This is a genomic window from Yersinia sp. J1 (assembly GCF_050586585.1).
Lineage (GTDB): Bacteria > Pseudomonadota > Gammaproteobacteria > Enterobacterales > Enterobacteriaceae > Yersinia > Yersinia entomophaga.
Window position 1 is genome coordinate 289,341 of sequence record NZ_JBOBDP010000002.1, and the last position, 16,645, is coordinate 305,985.

Genomic DNA, 16,645 nt, shown 5'->3' on the forward strand with positions numbered 1-16,645 from the left:
TTGAGGAAGAGTAATGATCGCAGAATTTGAATCGCGCATTTTGGCGCAGATTGATGACATGGTAGAGCACGCCAGCGATGATGACCTGTTTGCGGGCGGCTACCTGCGCGGTCACCTAACATTAGCAGTGGCAGAATCGGAAGAGCACGGCGAGCATTCTGCCGAGCAGTTACACGCTCGCGTTCAGCACAGTCTGGATAAAGCTATCAAAGCTGGCGAATTATCGCCGCCGGATCAGGTTTTGGTGTTGGGTCTGTGGGATCGCCTATTAGCAAACGCGCAGATTTCTCACTAGTTTTATCGCTGCCGTGACGCTTTAAGGCATCATGGCAGCTGCCTTTCATTCAGGGCGCGGTGGATTTTGTACCGGTCTGCCTTTCAGCAGTTTTCTAATCCAAAAACGATTCGGGTTTAATGCGGACAGCGTTGAATTATTCAGCGGCAACGGCTCGCCGAACATTTGACCAGCCAGAATCTCTGCTATCAGCGGCGCACTGCATAATCCGCGCGACCCTAAAGCTCCAGCCATAAACAAATCCGGATATACCGGCGCGGCTTCGATCGGATCGCCGTTTTTGATCTGCTGTTGTAACCTCTGGTATTGAGTCAGCGTGGCCTGATAGTCCGGCACTGCACCCACCATCGGTAAATGGTCGCGAATGGCGCAGCGCACGCCACAGCGCGCCTGATTATCTGAAACATTCACCTGCTGTACCCAATCCACCTGCGGTAAACAACGCATCAGACGATCGCGATTTTCTTGTTGCTCAGAGGCACTGAAAAGGGTGGAGGTTTCACCGCGCTGATAACTGGCTCCGATACAATGCTGCTGATTATTCGGATTAACCGGTGTCATATAACCGTCGTAGCAGAGTACGTTTTTCAATTTGCTGAGGGTTGGCGTGGTGGGAATATGGGAAACCTGACCACGTACCGCCGTCAGCGGTAAGAAACGAGTTTGTTCCCACTGGGGTAAGCGATGGCCGGCCGCCAGAATCACCGTGTGATGACGGGTATCTGGCTGATTGGCAAAAGTCAGCTGCCAGCGATTTTCTACCCGCGTCAGCTCGGTGACTTCATGCTGATAGTGGCAGTTCATGCCTTGTTGTTGTGCCAGAGCCATCAGCGCCGTGGTCAGTTCTGAAGGGCAAAGCCAGCCGCCGTTTGGATAATGAATGCCGTCATGCCCACTGTTCACACCCGCTCGCTCAGTTAGCTGGGCATGGCTCATGGATTCAGCAAATTCTTTCGGCCATTGCGTGCCTAAAATCTTATCGATTTTGCTACGGCTTTTTTCATCGTAAGCCAGCTGGCTTACGCCGCACCACTGATGGTCGAAGGCCATGCCTTGTTCGATCAATGCATCGTACTGGCGGCGGGCAAAGGTAAAGGCGCTGGTGTAAAAATCCTCTAACGCATCGCCTTTTCCGTTCAGTAACGGATAAATCGCCCCCTGACGATTGCCGGAAGCTCCTTGCGCCGGTTTTTCATCGGCGCAGTACAGGCTGACGTTGGCTCCGCGTCGCAGCAAAGAAAGCGCGGTTAGGGCGCTGACAATGCCGCCGCCGATAATGGCGATATCCTGAATGTCGCTGGCGACCGGGCGGGCATACCAAGGCGCAGGATGTGGATTCATGTGATTTTCCGGCAAAACCCCGGTCAGCATTTCCCTTTTTTGCCCAAAACCTTTGACTTTAGCAACCTCAAAACCGGCCTGCAGCAAGCCTCTACGCACGAAGCCTGCGGCGGTAAAGGTCGCGAAAGTCCCCCTTGGGCGAGCGAGTCGCGCCATGGCGCTGAACAGCAATTCGTTCCACATATCCGGGTTTTTGGAAGGCGCGAAGCCGTCCAGGAACCAGGCATCAACCTGATTATCCATGCTGGCGTCTAACTGAGGCAGCAGCGTATTCACGTCCCCGAACCATAAATCCAGCGTAATACGACCCTGATCCAACAAAATACGGTGACAACCCGCCAGGGGCATTGGCCACTGGGCGCGTAGCTGTTCGGAAAAAGCAGCCAGCTCAGGCCAGCGGCTGTGGGCGACGGCGAGATCTTTCAGGTTTAACGGATATTTTTCGAAGCTTATATAGTGCAGGTGCTGAAGCGATGCATCAGGTTGTTGCTGACGAAACTGCGCGAAACTTTGCCACAGTGTTAAAAAGTTTAGGCCAGTGCCAAAACCGGTTTCCGCGACCACGCAGCGAGTGGACGAATGCTCGATAAAACGCTGTGGAAAACCGTTTCCCTTGAGAAAAACAAAACGGGTTTCTTCCAGCCCATCCTGATTTGAAAAGTAGACGTCATCAAACTGTTCCGAAACAGGTGTACCCTGATCGTTCCAGCTGAGTGTGGCGGTTTGGATGGGGGTGTTATTCACGTAAGAAGACTCGTATCTCAAGGGGTAGAGGGATTTTAACGAGGTGTTACCTTGGGTGCAAATCGGAAGATAATCTGGTGATATTACGCTGATCGGACTTGTTCGGCGTACAACTGTACGCTAAAGTGCATTGCAAAATCCCGAAAGCTAAAAGTGGAAGAGGTATTAAATGAAGCGTGCAGTGATTACTGGCCTGGGTATCGTCTCCAGCATTGGTAACAATCAGCAGGAGGTCCTGGCATCTCTGCAGGAAGGTCGTTCTGGTATTACTTTCGCTCAGGAATTTAAAGACGCAGGTATGCGCAGCCATGTTTGGGGCGATGTAAAACTCCAGTCTGAGCCGAAAGATCTGATCGATCGCAAGGTGCTGCGTTTTATGAGCGACGCCTCGATCTACGCTTATTTGGCTATGCAGGAAGCAATTTCAGACTCTGGTCTGACCGAAGAGCAGGTTTCTAACTTCCGCAGCGGCTTGGTAGTCGGTTCTGGCGGTGGTTCGCCACGTAACCAGGTTGCTGGTTCCGATGCCATGCGTACTCCGCGCGGCCTGAAAGGCGTTGGCCCGTACATGGTGACCAAAGCTATGGCATCCGGCGTTTCCGCATGTCTGGCTACGCCGTTCAAAATCAAGGGCGTTAACTACTCTATCAGCTCCGCCTGTGCCACCTCTGCTCACTGTATCGGTCATGCGGTTGAACTGATTCAGCTCGGCAAGCAGGACGTAGTTTTTGCTGGCGGCGGCGAAGAGCTGTGCTGGGAAATGGCCTGTGAGTTTGATGCGATGGGCGCCCTGTCCACCAAGTACAACGAAACGCCAGAAAAAGCGTCTCGTACCTACGATAAAGACCGTGACGGTTTCGTTATCGCAGGCGGCGGCGGTATGGTCGTAGTTGAAGAACTCGAGCATGCATTAGCCCGTGGCGCACATATCTATGCTGAAATCGTCGGTTACGGCGCAACTTCAGATGGCGCAGACATGGTTGCTCCATCAGGCGAAGGCGCGGTGCGTTGTATGCAAATGGCGATGCAGGGCGTTGATACTCCTATTGATTATATGAACGTGCACGGTACTTCTACGCCAGTTGGCGATGTGAAAGAACTGGGCGCAATTCGTGAAGTCTTCGGTGACAATACACCGGCAATCTCTTCTACCAAAGCGATGACCGGTCACTCTCTGGGGGCTGCAGGCGTTCATGAGGCTATCTTTAGCTTGCTGATGGTTGAGCACGGTTTTATTGCGCCGAGCATCAACATCGAAAATCTGGACGAGAAAGCCGAAGGGATGAACATCATCACTGAGCCAACCAAACGTGAACTGACGACGGTTATGTCCAACAGCTTCGGTTTTGGTGGTACTAACGCCACTCTGGTGATGCGTAAATACCAGAAATAAGCCGTCCCGAGACTTATTACGCCATCATTTTTACAATGATTAAAATTGAATCCCGAACTGATTGCAGTTCGGGATTTTTTTTATCTCTTTATCTCTTTGGTTATTTTCTTAATCCATATCTATAGTTATTGAGGCTTTAGATCGGGAATGTCTTTTCATTCTAATTATTTGCATTACGGATAATGGAATAAGCCGCCGCTGATGTTACAACGTGCCATCAAGACCTTGTACGTTGCTATCGGGCTTTTTTAGCGATAAGCGCCGTATTCACATTCCTGCCGTAGGCTTAACTGCAAGGATGTATCCGGTGAAAACCCCCGCTGATTTGCCGCTAATGAAACTCGATGCTCAACAAGGGAATTAAGATCTAATCAGTATTTCTTGGGTCAGGCTCTGGTTAAAATTGCGGCGCTTGAAGGGATTCATTTTATTTCGTTATCACAACGCGATTCGCGGTTTTTCGTCTTAAAGCGAGAAGCTTAGGTTTTATAGAGCTCAAACGAACGGGTGCATTACAATGAAATATCTGTTTTTATTGATATTTATACTTTGCGTGCTTTACATTCATTACCGCGGACGAGCTCGCTATCCTTTTTGGCGACAGCTTTCTGATCACTCCACCTTTGTGGCACCGCTCAATGTGTTTATGTACCTTTTTTCTAAAGTACCGAACACGCCATATTTAAAACCCGAAACCTTTCCCGAATTACAGCAGTTACAGGCCAACTGGCAAAAGATTCGCGAAGAAGGTGAATCCTTGATGGCGATACAGCAGATTAAGGCTTCGGATAAATATAATGATGCCGGTTTTAACTCGTTCTTTAAAACCGGCTGGAAACGTTTTTATTTAAAATGGTATGAGGATAATCATCCTTCGGCGATGAGTCTGTGTCCGTTTACGACGGAACTACTGCGTGGATTACCTTCGGTGAAAGCAGCCATGTTTGCGGAATTACCTGATGGCAGCCGTTTGCCTCGCCACCGCGATCCCTATGCTGGTTCTTTGCGCTATCACCTTGGTTTGATTACGCCCAACGACGACCGCTGTTTTATTGAAGTGGACGGCGAACCCTATAGCTGGCGGGATGGGGAAGGGGTATTGTTCGACGAAACCTATCTGCATTTTGCCGAGAATAAAAGCGGCAAGAACCGGCTGATTTTATTTTGTGATATAGAGCGGCCGATGCGTTATCGCTGGGCGCAGCGGGTTAATCATTGGTTTGGTCGGAATTTAATGAGTGCGGCAACCGCGCCAAACAGTGATGAAGATCGTACTGGTGGGGTGAATCGGTTATTTAAATATATTTACGCGATACGTAAAGTGGGTAAACGATTAAAAGCCTGGAATCGACGAGTTTACTATCTGATTAAATGGGTATTATTTGGTGGTATCGCAGGATTGATTTTCTTCTCTTTATAACTGATTTTCGTGATGATAGACCAATAAAGTAAAACTAAGCTGGGGCAATCAGTTGCCCCATCGCTATTATCTTTTGCTTTTAGGGATCTTCGCGGCCAGTTATTAGCTTAACGCATATTTAGCGGCGGTTTGAGCATGAATGGCGGTGGTATCAAATACCGGTACTGAGGCATCTTCAGCGTTTACCAGCAGAGTGATCTCAGTACAGCCCAAAATAATACCCTTGGCGCCTTGTTGTTCCAGTTTGGTAATAATCCGGCGGTATTCTGCTCTGGATGTTTCGTTGATTTCACCTAAACAAAGTTCCTGATAAATAATCCGATTGACGATTTCCCGATCCGCATCGTCAGGCACCACGACCTCGATATTATGCCTTTCGGTTAAGCGCCCACGGTAAAAATCCTGTTCCATCGTATAGCGGGTACCCAGTAACCCAATTTTTTTCAACCCCTGTTGCTTAATCTGCGCCGCAGTAGCGTCGGCAATGTGCAATAACGGCAAGCCGCTGGCCGCCTCAATCTCATCTGCCACTTTGTGCATGGTATTGGTACATACCACGATAGTTTCGGCACCGGCTTTTTTTAAAGCCACTGCAGCATTAGCCAGCAGGCGAGCCGCTGCCTGCCAATCGCCAGATGATTGCATTTGCTCAACTTCATGAAAATCTACGCTATAAAGCACGATTTTTGCCGAATGAAGACCACCTAGATGTTGCTTAACATATTGATTAATCATCCGGTAATAAGGAATAGTGGATTCCCAACTCATTCCCCCGATCAGACCAAGAGTTTTCATCTATTTTCCTGCCAGTAGTAAAAGTGAAGCCGTTGCCAGCCAGATCGAATTTATCTTTTGATAAAGTCGGGCGTAATAAAACCAGGTGGACAGATAGCGCGGAGCAATTCGTAAAACTGTGATTAGGCTCCACCTTTGCCGCAAGTGCCGAACTATGATGGTCGTTGTAATATTTATATATAAATAAATAGCATTATCAAAACTATATAAATTAAACCTCGGAGCCTGGGATGATAAAAGTGAAAACCGCCGCATCGTTAACTTTGCTTGCCCTGTTATTACCAGCTGCAGAAGTGGCCTTAGCACAGGATCGGGGCAATAATGTTCGGTCTGAACAAAACGGTTATCAGTTGGAGCAGGTATTGGTAATGAGCCGCCACGGTATTCGTGCGCCGTTGGTTAACTATGGTGATATTTTGTCTAGCGCGACGCTGTTTCAATGGCCGAAATGGGAAACGCCCGGAGGATTGTTAACGCCAAAAGGCGCGGAAGTTGAGGCTATTTTCGGCGGTTACTTCCGCGAGTGGCTGGTGCAGAATAAATTACTGACAGCGCAGGGTTGCCCGGGAGACGGCAAGGTATTTACCTACGCCAATAGTTTGCCACGTACTATAGATACGGCTCAGCATTTCCTATTTGGGGCTTTTCCCGGCTGTAATGTACCGGTGCATCACCAAAAAGACATTGGCAAGATGGACCCGGTATTTAATCCCATAATTACCTTGGATGTGACGCCCGAATTTAAAGCTCAGGCATTAGCATCAATTAATCAGCACGCTGGCCCCGGTGGTATAGCAGGACTCAATCAGCGTTTGCAGCCAAATTATCAAATACTGTCACGGATATTGGATTTTAAAAACTCGCCGTCCTGTTTGCAGGATAAAAAATGTGATTGGAGCGAGCAACCCAACGTAATTTCACTGGTGCAAAACAAGGAACCGGGAATGACCGGGCCGTTGAAGTTGGGCACCGGCGCGTCTGACGCCTTTATGCTGCAATACTATGAGGGTTTCCCGCTAAAAGACGTGGCTTGGGGGCGAATTGCTTCGCCGGAAGAGTGGAAGCAATTGCAGGAGATAAAAAATCGATATCATGAAACCTTATTTGGTTCACCGGCAATAGCGGATAACGCCGCCGAGAAACTGGTTAATTTTATTCATGCTGCTTTAGATCCGGTGGGAGAGAAAACGCCAAATGAGCAATTGGCGCAGCAAGCTAAATTAGCGGTGCTGGTAGGGCATGATTCTAATATTGCCTCTTTGCTAGCCGCCATGAAAACCAAAGACTATCAATTACCTAATCAGTATGAGAAAACGCCGATCAGCGGAAAAGTAGTATTTGAACGCTGGAAAGACACAAAAAATAATAAAGATCTGATGAAGATTGAATATATCTATCTTTCAACCGAACAGATTCGCAATAAAACGCCGCTGAGTTTGCAAGCGCCGCCTGAGCGCGTCACGTTGGAAATTGAAGGCTGCCCAATTGATGCCCAAGGTTTTTGCTCTATGGACGATTTCCGACAGGCAATGAAGGAAAATACTCATATCTAAACGGCTATTCGCGGCAGGAGAGTAACTCCTGCCGTATTTTACTGCTCCGGCTCTCTCGGTTAAGCTGAGGCTAATTTCTTCTCAATGGTCAACGCTTTCTATGACTGGATCAATTTCTCTGCGTACCGGCCTGAATACGTTATTTAAACCTTTTTTACGCGATCGTCTGCTGCATATTTTACTGCTGGTGGGGATTGGGCTGAGTCTCTGGATGCCAGAGAAAATTCACGCTTTCCCTGATTATATCGATTGGACCACCATCATTACCTTGCTGGGACTTATGCTGTTGACCAAGGGCGTAGAGGTGAGCGGTTATTTTGATTTTATTGGCCGTAAGATAATTAATAAACTCCACACTGAACGGCATATGGCGCTGTTTTTGGTATTATCAGCGGCTTTGCTTTCCTCATTTCTCACCAATGATGTCGCTCTGTTTATCGTGGTGCCGCTGATTCTGACCTTAAAAAAAATGTCATCGCTGCCGGTTAGTCGGTTAATTATTTTTTCAGCCATTGCGGTCAATGCTGGTTCGTTGCTGACGCCGATTGGAAATCCACAAAATATCCTGCTGTGGAGTCAATCTGAGCTGTCATTTTTAACCTTTACGCAGCAAATGCTGCCTTTAGCTGCGGCAATGTTAATGACGTTATTTGGGCTGACTTGGCTGTTTTTCCCCGCTCGTCAAATCAGTAAGCGTCGTGATACTCCAGAATATCCGTATCAATCGGGTTTATTACTGAGTTGTCTGGTGCTGTATATTTTGTTTGTGGTTAGCGTCGATTTAGGCTGGGGTCTTTATGGGTTAATGGCGGTATCAATCGGGCTATTACTGCTGGCCAGACGGGTATTGCTTTATATCGACTGGAGCCTGATTTTTGTGTTTATGGCCATGTTTATCGATATTCGACTATTGACGGAATTACCGGCGCTGCAAAGCCTGTTTGGTGGTATCAGTACATTGCCACCATCGGGTATTTATCTGCTTGGAATCGGTTCTTCGCAGATCATAAGCAATGTGCCCGCGACGATCCTGTTATTAAATTACGTGCCTTCCAGTGCTTTGCTGGCTTATGCGGTCAATATTGGCGGCTTCGGATTAGCAATTGGTTCCATGGCAAATCTTATTGCCTTAAGAATGGCCAAAGAGCCTAGTATCTGGCTGAAGTTTCACGCATTTTCACTGCCGTTATTACTATGGGGAGCGCTGGTGGGCTGGGTGTTGCTGTAGCTGACTCAGGGGTAATCCTGAGCCAACCAATCATCAGATAAACAGTATAAATAATACGACGAAGGCGATAATCAAAGCGATAAAGGCCAACGAGGGCTTTTTCAGCAGTGGTTGCAACGGAGCAGGCAGTGCGGCGATAAACGGATTGTAAATCGGCTGAATCGGGCCTTGTTCGTCGCTGCGCTGTATCGTTATTGCGCGATCCAAGCGGTTGGAAAATAGCACGTTAATGACATCGTTAAGCTGAGCCTGAGTCAACGGCGTGGTTGGGCTGGCCTGAAAACGATGCTGAGCATAATCGGTTAACAGTTTCTGCTCAGTGCTATCTACCGGCTGTTTCAATGCGGCTTGCAGGCTTACTAGCGTTGGCGCGGCCTGCTGACTGAGGGCGACTTTGGTCTGTAAGAACTGGCTCATAAGCTGAAAATGACGAGCGGGAAGCGGATCGGTATGCTTAATACCAATCATCTCAAATAGCCCTTGCCAGATTTTAGCTGGCTGTTCACCGGTTGCAGCGCTGAGTTTGGTGACCAGCGATTGCAGGCTTTGGTGCTCGGCGGGTAATAGCGGGCGATCGGTTACGGCGGCAAGCTGCGGCTGCGGGATGGTCAGCGTACCGGATTGCAGTAGTACGAAGACTTGCTGTAATTGCTGATGGCTTAGCTGGCTGAGCACCGTATGGCCAAAGTTCTGCCGAATAAAGTCGCTGACTGCCTGACGGTTATTCCCTTGAGGTAGTAGTTCGGTCAACTGTTGGCGTAACTGGTGATTAGCGTGATTTTCCTGCGCCTGACCCAAACGGGTTTGCAGCAACTGTTCCGCCGGCTGAAAATGTCGTGCCAGCAGCTCTGCGGTATTAGTTAATGATAAATCGTGGCGTAGGGTAGCCCATATTTCCGCCGACTTTACCGGCGTGAGCGCCATAATTCGTACGATCAGCTTTTCCAGCGTAGTACGCTGAGCCGGAGTTAACGCCTGATCGTCACCGCTGTTCAACGGGCTGGTTTTGTTCGGCACAGCGGTTGTGGTGCGATCGCTGGCTATAGGGGCGCCGGAGCCGTTTAAAGGTTGCATTTCACCCGTCCTTCGCTAGGAATAAAATCATGGTTACCCGGCGATTGGCGCAGGCTGGGGCTATAATACCTGTAAATTTGTCCAATCAATACAGTCCGGCTTGGGTTTTATTAGATGAATGTTTATGTTGTGGGCATTGATAATCTTAATTATGTCGCTAAGATGAGTACACAACGAAAAATAGGGCTTAAATGGTTCATCAACAACGCATTGCAAAATGGTTCCTCTGTCTGGCTTGTCTGGTCGTACTAGTATGTATGACTCAGCGCATGGCTAGCATGCACGCGTTAGAACAAAATTTCGGCCTGACTTCCCTGAGCCAGACGGTTGACGACGAGCAAACGTCACAGGCACCTTGTGAGCTAAGTGCTAAATCTCTCTTGGCCGCGCCAACGGTGCTGTTTGAGCTGACGTATTTTGCTTTGGGATTATTGTTACTGTTATTGGTTCCAATCTCTCCGTGCGTGATGCGGTTTCCGCCGCGGCGCGCCATTTCACCCAGTCGATTAAGGGTGCACCTCCGATTTTGCATTTTCCGGGAATAGCGACTCCGCCAGTTGATTTGGTGTGATTAATCTATTTTTGGAGAAAAGTAATGCGCAATATTTTCAAGACAGCCTTGTTCTGTCTTTCGCTGCTATGGCTGCCCAGTCTGTGGGCTGCGGATAGCGGTTGGCTCATCAGTCCGCTCAATGACCATGCCAAGGTACGGCTGCGCGCTGAACCTACCGCCGAAGGCGATACGCGCCTATTGCTGTCGGTCGCGTTGGAAAAGGGTTGGAAAACCTATTGGCGTTCGCCGGGCGAAGGCGGTATTGCACCGTCGATACGTTGGGATCATGCGCCAGCCCAAGTGACATGGCACTGGCCAACGCCGCAACGCTTTGATGTATCAGGAATCTCTACGCAAGGCTATCAACAGCATGTCTCCTTGCCGATAGTGATTTCGGGTACGTCGGATTCAGTGCTATCGGGAACGCTGACCCTATCAACCTGTAGCAACGTCTGTATTTTGACGGATTATCCTTTCCGTTTGGATCTGAGTAAAACCGGCTCCAATCCGCGTTTTGACTACGATTTCGCGCAAGCCTTAGGGCAGGTGCCGATAACCAGCGGTCTGGTCGATGAGATTTCCGCCGGTTATGGTAACGGTGAAGTGCAGATTTTAGCTCAGCGCCGTGCGGGTTGGCAGCAGCCAGAACTGTTCTTTGACACTCTCGATGATGCTGATTTGGGCAAACCGGTGATTGCCATTTCTGGTGAGCAACTGGTGGTTCGGGTTCCGGCTAGCGATGGCTGGGGTGACAGCGCGCCGGATCTGCGTGGGAAAAATCTAACGCTGGTGATCAGCGACGGCGGCGTGGCGCAGGAAGCCACCGTTAAACTGGGGAATAGCGTTTCGCTGCCTAATACCGCCACCGCCTATTGGCAGTGGATTTTGATGGCGTTGGCCGGCGGGTTGATTCTGAACCTGATGCCTTGCGTACTCCCGGTACTGGCGATGAAGTTAGGCTCGGTTTTGCAGGTTGAAAACCAAAGCCGCGGTAGCGTGCGATTGCAGTTTATTTCCTCGTCGATGGGAATTCTTTTCTCGTTCTGGCTATTGGCGTTGCTGATGACCGCGCTACGTCTTGGCAACCACGCCCTCGGCTGGGGGATTCAGTTCCAAAGCCCGTGGTTTATCGGCTTTATGGTGCTGGTGACGGCGTTATTCAGCGCTAATCTGTTTGGTCTGTTTGAAGTGCGACTTTCTTCCTCGGCGACGACCCGCATTGCGACTCAGGGTGGCAACGGCTTGGGTGGGCATTTCTGGCAAGGCGCATTGGCGACACTGCTGGCGACGCCTTGCTCCGCGCCTTTCCTCGGCACGGCCGTGGCTTTTGCGCTCGCCGCTCCGCTTCCGGCACTTTGGGGCATTTTTACTGCGCTCGGGGTTGGAATGAGTCTGCCTTGGTTGTTGATCGCCGCCTGGCCGAAGTTGGCGTTGTGCCTGCCGCGCCCTGGCCGCTGGATGAACCATCTGCGGGGGATATTGGGACTGTTAATGCTGGCGTCCTGTTTGTGGTTAATCAGCCTGTTGAGCAGCCATATCGGCATCCTGTGGACCGGGATTATTGCCGGTATTTTCCTGTTGGCTTTGTTGCTGGCTATTGGGCGTCATTATGGTGTGCGTATTGCCGCTATTGTCAGTCTAATCAGCCTGTTAGTGATTGGCGTGGCGTTGCTGGTCGGCGCGTTAACCGCGGATCTGTGGCGTAAACCGCTGCACGATCGTGTGCCATGGCAACCGCTCAGTGAAACTGCGATTCAGCAGGCGCTGAAGGAAAACAAGCGGGTTTTCGTCGACGTGACCGCTGACTGGTGTGTGACCTGCAAAGTCAATAAAATCAACGTATTGATGCGCGATGACGTGCAAAAGGCTCTGATGGAGGATGACGTAGTCGCTCTACGCGGTGACTGGACGCGCCCTTCGCCAGAGATGACGGCGTTCTTACGTAAACGCGGCAGCGTTGCCGTGCCTTTCAATCAAATCTACGGCCCAAATAGCCCGCAGGGCGTGGTGCTGTCCCCTCTGCTAAGCCGTGAATCTCTGCTAGACGTTTTAGCCACCGCTAAAGGAAATAAATCATGAAAATCGTCACTCTGTTGGTACTTTCCCTGATAACTGCGCCGGTATTCGCGGCACCTTTTACTCCAGAGCAAGAGCTGCGTATTAAAGAATTGATCGGAGAAACTCTGATTTCTAATCCGGAAATTCTGGAAAAATCGGTTAATGCGTGGCAGCAAAAGGCTAACGATGAGCAAGGTAAGCAACTGAGCGCCTTGATTAAAGCCAATGAAAAAGATCTGTATCAGGACCCAGCTAGCCCGCGTTTGGGAGCGGAAAATCCGAAGTTAACGCTAGTTTCCTTTACCGATTACAACTGTCCGTATTGCAAAACCTTCGATCCACTGTTGGAAAAGATCGTTAAAACCTATCCTCAGGTGGCTTTAGTGATCAAGCCGTTGCCATTTAAAGGCGAAAGTTCAGTACGCAGCGCCCAGGTGGCTCTGACGCTGTGGCAACAGCATCCGGAGCAATTTTTACCGTTTCATCAGCGTTTGATGGCGAAAAAAGGTTTCCATGATGCAGCGAGCATCGCTGCTGCCGAGAAAAAAACCGGCGTAGTTGCGGTGGAACCCACGGAGCAGAGCCTGAACGTATTGCGGACTAACCTGCGTCTGGCCGATCAACAGGGTATTCAAGGGACTCCCGCCACGTTAATCGGCGACCAAATGGTGCCAGGGGCAATATCCTATGATCAACTAGAAGAAATTGTTAAAGCGCAACTGGCGCAGGCGGAAAAATGAGCCGACTGAAACGTTGGAGCCGTGAGCTGCTAATCCTGCTGGCGGTGGTGCTGGCGTTGACCGTTGCTATGGATTGGCTGCGCAGCCCGCAGGCGCCGCCGAGCTGGGCGGAGGAATCACTGGTCACTCTGGATGGGCAGCCGGTGTCTCTGAAAGCGCTGAGTGAGGAAAAACCGCTGTTGGTATATTTCTGGGCCAGCTGGTGTGGCGTATGTAAATTTACTACGCCTAGCGTGAACACCCTGGCTGCTCAAGGGGAAAATGTGATGACCGTAGCGCTGCGCTCCGGAGATAACCAGCAGGTAGAAAAGTGGCTGGCAAAGAAAGGTCAGCGTTTGGCGGTGGTAAACGATCCTTCGGGGCAACTCTCGGCCCAATGGCAGATAGGGGTTACTCCGACCATCGCAATTTTATATCGCGGAGAAATGGTCAGCAGCACCAGCGGCTGGACCAGTTTGTGGGGTATGAAACTGCGGTTGTGGTGGGCCAGTTTCTGATTAAATTAAGATAGTAAAAATCCGATAGTACATTGGACTGCATCTTATTCAGTTGGATATCCACTGAGTAAGGTGCAGTTTTTTATCCAATACTGGCGTAGCCTGAATAGACTTTGGTAACCGCCATTAATTAACAGCCCCCCATTCAGCCAATTTTGTATTCCATGCGGTATATTCTGGTGAGGGGAGTTTGAAGAAACCAATGGAATATCTTTCAGGCGTAGCCTGAAGCAATAGGGTACACACCAGATCCTGAAGCCAGGTCGTATTTTCCACATTTTCAAATTTCTGTATATCTTTAAGCTTATTTATTGATTCATATACATAAATCAATGAATCTCTTATGTTTTGATATTTCTCATTCTGAGCAGCGTGTTTGTTAGGGAAAATAAAACTTGCGACTTTCCACCAAAAACTTTTAGGGGAATTATGTATTTTTAAGTTGTTTACTGCATCTCTGATGATTGGTTGCAATCCTGTTTTACTGCTCAGTAATAGTGGTGGCTGGTTTTTTAATTCTAGCAATGCTACTGAATCAGCATCGAATTTGCTGAAGTGAGCGTTAGTATACTCGTCAATGGTTTTTTTGTTTTTTTCTAGTGTTTGGTAATCACCTTCAAGCATATCTGCTTTAGAAAGGGCTAATGTATGGTTGATTGTGTTGGTGTTTTTTATATCTGATTGGTAATTGCCATTAAGCCTTATGTTTAATAAGGTTTTAAAGATTTTACTGATTTGAGAACATGTTAAGTATAATTTATAACTATTCTCAATATCACTTTTCAATTTTTCAATGTCAGCTTGAGTTGGCACAAATTCTTTAATAATTAACTGCGGTTCTTCAATGGTTGATATTGGTAACGGATGCTTACGTACTTCTATTTTAATATTTCCACCCAGAAGTCTATTAAACGCTTTAGCTATTCTGGTAATTTTGAATATTCTGTTCAGTGCGCCATTTTGGTTTAAGATATCATCTAATTTATTAGAGAGAGTTCCACTACCGTGACCTTTTAATATTTGTTGAATTAGTTCGGCTATTTTTTCCGGTTCTGTCGGTAAATGCCTTACTCTGACTATGCTTTTCCCTGAAATCTCAGGTAGCTCTATATATTTATGAATATCTTTATTTTCATTATTAATTTCGCTTAACAGATAACCGATATGTAATTCTTGATTTTTAGGGGTGTCAATATACTCTTGCAACCAGTTTCTAATGTCGTTTCCTATAGCACTGATGGTTGCATCATCAAGTTTTTCGTTTATTTTTATTCTTGTTGGCAACGCGTCATCTATTGATGAAGTTGATGGTTGTTCAATTCTGTGTTTTTTGGCCAATGCATGGTAGTTATGAATTGACTTACTCATATTCCCAAGCTTGTTTTTCTTTGATGTATTAAATACATTGATTGATTTTATAAATATACTGTCTTTGTTCTTGTTTTGATTCTTTTGGGTTTTACTTAACAAGGAAGGTGTAGATGTTTGATTGATTTTTTGGAGCTTTGAACCAAATCCACTACGCACTTCATCGGAGAGAGGCTTTAATACCAGTTGTGTACTATTCGTTAAGTTTGTCACTTTTGGCATAGTAATCATCTCATATTTATTAGTGGAGATGATATTATTGCTAAATATTATTAACAACGCTTTCAAGAAGTGATTATTTTATTAGATAATTAACTAGTATATTAGATGTCTATGTTCAGGGTTGAGAGTGAAAATAATAGTATTGCAGAGAATTTCATTTGCTGACATTTCGCTAATGCGGAACAGTTTTCATTTATTGGTATTGCGAATGAAAATATGCCGTCCCAGCCAGAACAAAAATCGCTCCAGGCTGGAAGGCATGCACCGGTTTTTCAATCAGCTAGCTTTTATTCGTTTGCTGATTGGTGGTTGATTCAACCTTGATTTCAATAATTGGCGCTGGGGTTTTACGTAGTGGAATCCGCAGACGTTGCGCCAGAATGACACCGGCCAGTGTAATTCCCCCGCCAATCAGGTGATAGCTGTGTAATTGTTCGTGCAGGAAGCTTACGGCAATAATGGCGGTGAATACCGGAGTCAGATTCATAAAAATCGATGCGGTATTGGCACCTAAACGCATCACGCCGTGAATCCACAGGTAAGGCGCGATAATTGACGCAGGGATACCAGCAAATAGCACCAACGGAATATTTTGCGCGGTAAGCTGCACATCGCTTGCCAGCAGGAAATTAGGGATTAACAACAGCACACCAAACACAATCTGCATGTACAGAGATTGCCAGTTAGGTAGCTGAATATTCCAGCGTTTGGTGAGTACGCCGTACAGAGCGTAAGAGGTAGAGGCCGCCAGCATCATCGCCTCACCTTGACCAATACCGTGCTGTAGCAACTGCGCCGGATCGCCAGCGCTCACCAGCCACACCAGTCCACCCAGCGATAAAATACTGCCTAAAGCGATGCCTACTGTGGGAGCAACCCGCAGTACGACAATACTGATTAATACGGTTAACAACGGAATAAGCGAGCTGAGAATCCCCATAAACAGGGCGCTAACGCTGTGTGCCGCATAATAAGCCAGGCTTTGATACAACACCATTCCCAGTAGGCCCAGAATGAACAGTTTCCACCAGTAAACCTTAATCGCCGGCCAGTTGCGAATCACGCCCATGAGTAAAAAAGGGGTAAGGGTGATAAACGCCAGTAACCAGCGATAGAAAGAGATTGCCGCTGGGTCGATAGCCGTGGCAGAGATTTTACTGACCACGGCATTGACCGACCAAATGATCACCGCGAACAGAGGGAAAAGCACATTCATGATAACTATTCTCATTTAAACTAACTTGTACGCTAGTCTACTCCTGTCTGATTTATTATATATACTGATAATCGGACAAGATTCAGCGCAATTAAGACATTTGCTCGGTAGCGAACGCCTTAGCCACAACAATCTGATTAACCATGGT

The 16,645-nt window shown here is 48.0% G+C and carries 14 protein-coding genes; 9 read left to right on the forward strand and 5 right to left on the reverse strand.

The annotated features are described in order from the left end of the window. Positions 1-13: 13 nt before the first annotated feature. Positions 14-295 (forward strand): YfcL family protein, encoded by a 282-nt coding sequence (locus ACQ4OC_RS06020; RefSeq protein ID WP_049596983.1) that lies wholly within the window; start codon positions 14-16, stop codon positions 293-295. 45 nt (positions 296-340) lie between these two features. On the opposite strand, the gene mnmC is transcribed toward ACQ4OC_RS06020, so the two are convergent. Then, entirely contained in the window at positions 341-2,380 is a 2,040-nt protein-coding gene (gene mnmC, locus ACQ4OC_RS06025) for a bifunctional tRNA (5-methylaminomethyl-2-thiouridine)(34)-methyltransferase MnmD/FAD-dependent 5-carboxymethylaminomethyl-2-thiouridine(34) oxidoreductase MnmC (RefSeq protein WP_064517134.1), read from the reverse strand. 169 nt (positions 2,381-2,549) lie between these two features. Between mnmC and fabB the strand changes: the two genes are divergently transcribed. Together fabB and lpxO are read left to right on the forward strand one after the other, a co-directional pair. Next, the gene (gene fabB, locus ACQ4OC_RS06030; RefSeq protein WP_064517136.1) at positions 2,550-3,773 is read left to right on the forward strand and encodes a beta-ketoacyl-ACP synthase I; all 1,224 of its coding nucleotides are present in this window, start codon (positions 2,550-2,552) and stop codon (positions 3,771-3,773) included. Between the two features lie 517 nt (positions 3,774-4,290). Continuing rightward, on the forward strand, positions 4,291-5,193 hold the full coding sequence (gene lpxO, locus ACQ4OC_RS06035) for a lipid A hydroxylase LpxO (RefSeq protein WP_064517138.1): 903 nt from the start codon (positions 4,291-4,293) through the stop codon (positions 5,191-5,193). Positions 5,194-5,295: 102 nt separating this feature from the next. Here the strand turns inward: lpxO and ACQ4OC_RS06040 are convergent, their stop codons facing one another. Further along, complete coding sequence (locus tag ACQ4OC_RS06040) at positions 5,296-5,988, reverse strand: aspartate/glutamate racemase family protein (protein WP_064517140.1); 693 nt, start codon at positions 5,986-5,988, stop codon at positions 5,296-5,298. Between the two features lie 230 nt (positions 5,989-6,218). Here ACQ4OC_RS06040 and agp point away from each other — a divergent pair, with 230 nt between their 5' ends. After that, positions 6,219-7,541 (forward strand): bifunctional glucose-1-phosphatase/inositol phosphatase, encoded by a 1,323-nt coding sequence (gene agp / locus ACQ4OC_RS06045; RefSeq protein WP_430971017.1) that lies wholly within the window; start codon positions 6,219-6,221, stop codon positions 7,539-7,541. A 100-nt stretch (positions 7,542-7,641) separates the two neighbouring features. Further along, positions 7,642-8,769, forward strand: coding sequence for an SLC13 family permease (locus ACQ4OC_RS06050; protein ID WP_120805879.1), 1,128 nt, complete (start codon positions 7,642-7,644; stop codon positions 8,767-8,769). 33 nt (positions 8,770-8,802) lie between these two features. Here ACQ4OC_RS06050 and flk read toward each other — a convergent pair whose 3' ends face one another. After that, positions 8,803-9,843 carry a flagella biosynthesis regulator Flk gene (gene flk / locus ACQ4OC_RS06055; RefSeq protein WP_064517146.1) on the reverse strand — a complete coding sequence of 347 codons (1,041 nt, stop codon included), beginning with the start codon at positions 9,841-9,843 and terminating at the stop codon, positions 8,803-8,805. A 191-nt stretch (positions 9,844-10,034) separates the two neighbouring features. On the opposite strand from flk, the gene ACQ4OC_RS06060 reads away from it, so the two are divergent. The 4 genes from ACQ4OC_RS06060 to ACQ4OC_RS06075 are packed head-to-tail and all read left to right on the forward strand — an operon-like array spanning position 10,035 to position 13,691. Beyond that, positions 10,035-10,388, forward strand: coding sequence for a copper resistance protein (locus tag ACQ4OC_RS06060; protein WP_071925607.1), 354 nt, complete (start codon positions 10,035-10,037; stop codon positions 10,386-10,388). Positions 10,389-10,438: 50 nt separating this feature from the next. Then, positions 10,439-12,475 carry a protein-disulfide reductase DsbD family protein gene (locus tag ACQ4OC_RS06065; protein WP_064517148.1) on the forward strand — a complete coding sequence of 679 codons (2,037 nt, stop codon included), beginning with the start codon at positions 10,439-10,441 and terminating at the stop codon, positions 12,473-12,475. Continuing rightward, a complete protein-coding gene (locus tag ACQ4OC_RS06070) occupies positions 12,472-13,194 on the forward strand; it encodes a DsbA family protein (protein ID WP_430971018.1) in 723 nt (240 codons plus the stop codon). Before ACQ4OC_RS06065 ends, ACQ4OC_RS06070 begins: the two co-directional genes overlap by 4 nt. After that, positions 13,191-13,691, forward strand: coding sequence for a protein disulfide oxidoreductase (locus ACQ4OC_RS06075; RefSeq protein ID WP_430971019.1), 501 nt, complete (start codon positions 13,191-13,193; stop codon positions 13,689-13,691). The genes ACQ4OC_RS06070 and ACQ4OC_RS06075 overlap by 4 nt, the downstream gene beginning before the upstream one ends. A 126-nt stretch (positions 13,692-13,817) precedes the next feature. On the opposite strand, the gene ACQ4OC_RS06080 is transcribed toward ACQ4OC_RS06075, so the two are convergent. Continuing rightward, positions 13,818-15,281, reverse strand: a complete 1,464-nt coding sequence (locus tag ACQ4OC_RS06080; protein WP_430971020.1) for a hypothetical protein — start codon at positions 15,279-15,281, stop codon at positions 13,818-13,820. Positions 15,282-15,561: 280 nt separating this feature from the next. Then, positions 15,562-16,497 carry a DMT family transporter gene (locus ACQ4OC_RS06085; protein WP_064517157.1) on the reverse strand — a complete coding sequence of 312 codons (936 nt, stop codon included), beginning with the start codon at positions 16,495-16,497 and terminating at the stop codon, positions 15,562-15,564. Positions 16,498-16,645: the final 148 nt, after the last annotated feature.

Bases quoted from the DNA above. Each gene is read 5' to 3' on its own strand.
- ACQ4OC_RS06070 (WP_430971018.1), top strand. From the start codon at position 12,472: ATGAAAATCGTCACTCTGTTGGTACTTTCCCTGATAACTGCGCCGGTA.
- ACQ4OC_RS06060 (WP_071925607.1), top strand. From the start codon at position 10,035: ATGGTTCATCAACAACGCATTGCAAAATGGTTCCTCTGTCTGGCTTGT.
- ACQ4OC_RS06085 (WP_064517157.1), bottom strand. From the start codon at position 16,497: ATGAATGTGCTTTTCCCTCTGTTCGCGGTGATCATTTGGTCGGTCAAT.
- agp (WP_430971017.1), top strand. From the start codon at position 6,219: ATGATAAAAGTGAAAACCGCCGCATCGTTAACTTTGCTTGCCCTGTTA.
- ACQ4OC_RS06075 (WP_430971019.1), top strand. From the start codon at position 13,191: ATGAGCCGACTGAAACGTTGGAGCCGTGAGCTGCTAATCCTGCTGGCG.
- ACQ4OC_RS06050 (WP_120805879.1), top strand. From the start codon at position 7,642: ATGACTGGATCAATTTCTCTGCGTACCGGCCTGAATACGTTATTTAAA.
- ACQ4OC_RS06080 (WP_430971020.1), bottom strand. From the start codon at position 15,281: ATGCCAAAAGTGACAAACTTAACGAATAGTACACAACTGGTATTAAAG.
- flk (WP_064517146.1), bottom strand. From the start codon at position 9,843: ATGCAACCTTTAAACGGCTCCGGCGCCCCTATAGCCAGCGATCGCACC.
- lpxO (WP_064517138.1), top strand. From the start codon at position 4,291: ATGAAATATCTGTTTTTATTGATATTTATACTTTGCGTGCTTTACATT.
- ACQ4OC_RS06020 (WP_049596983.1), top strand. From the start codon at position 14: ATGATCGCAGAATTTGAATCGCGCATTTTGGCGCAGATTGATGACATG.
- ACQ4OC_RS06040 (WP_064517140.1), bottom strand. From the start codon at position 5,988: ATGAAAACTCTTGGTCTGATCGGGGGAATGAGTTGGGAATCCACTATT.
- ACQ4OC_RS06065 (WP_064517148.1), top strand. From the start codon at position 10,439: ATGCGCAATATTTTCAAGACAGCCTTGTTCTGTCTTTCGCTGCTATGG.
- fabB (WP_064517136.1), top strand. From the start codon at position 2,550: ATGAAGCGTGCAGTGATTACTGGCCTGGGTATCGTCTCCAGCATTGGT.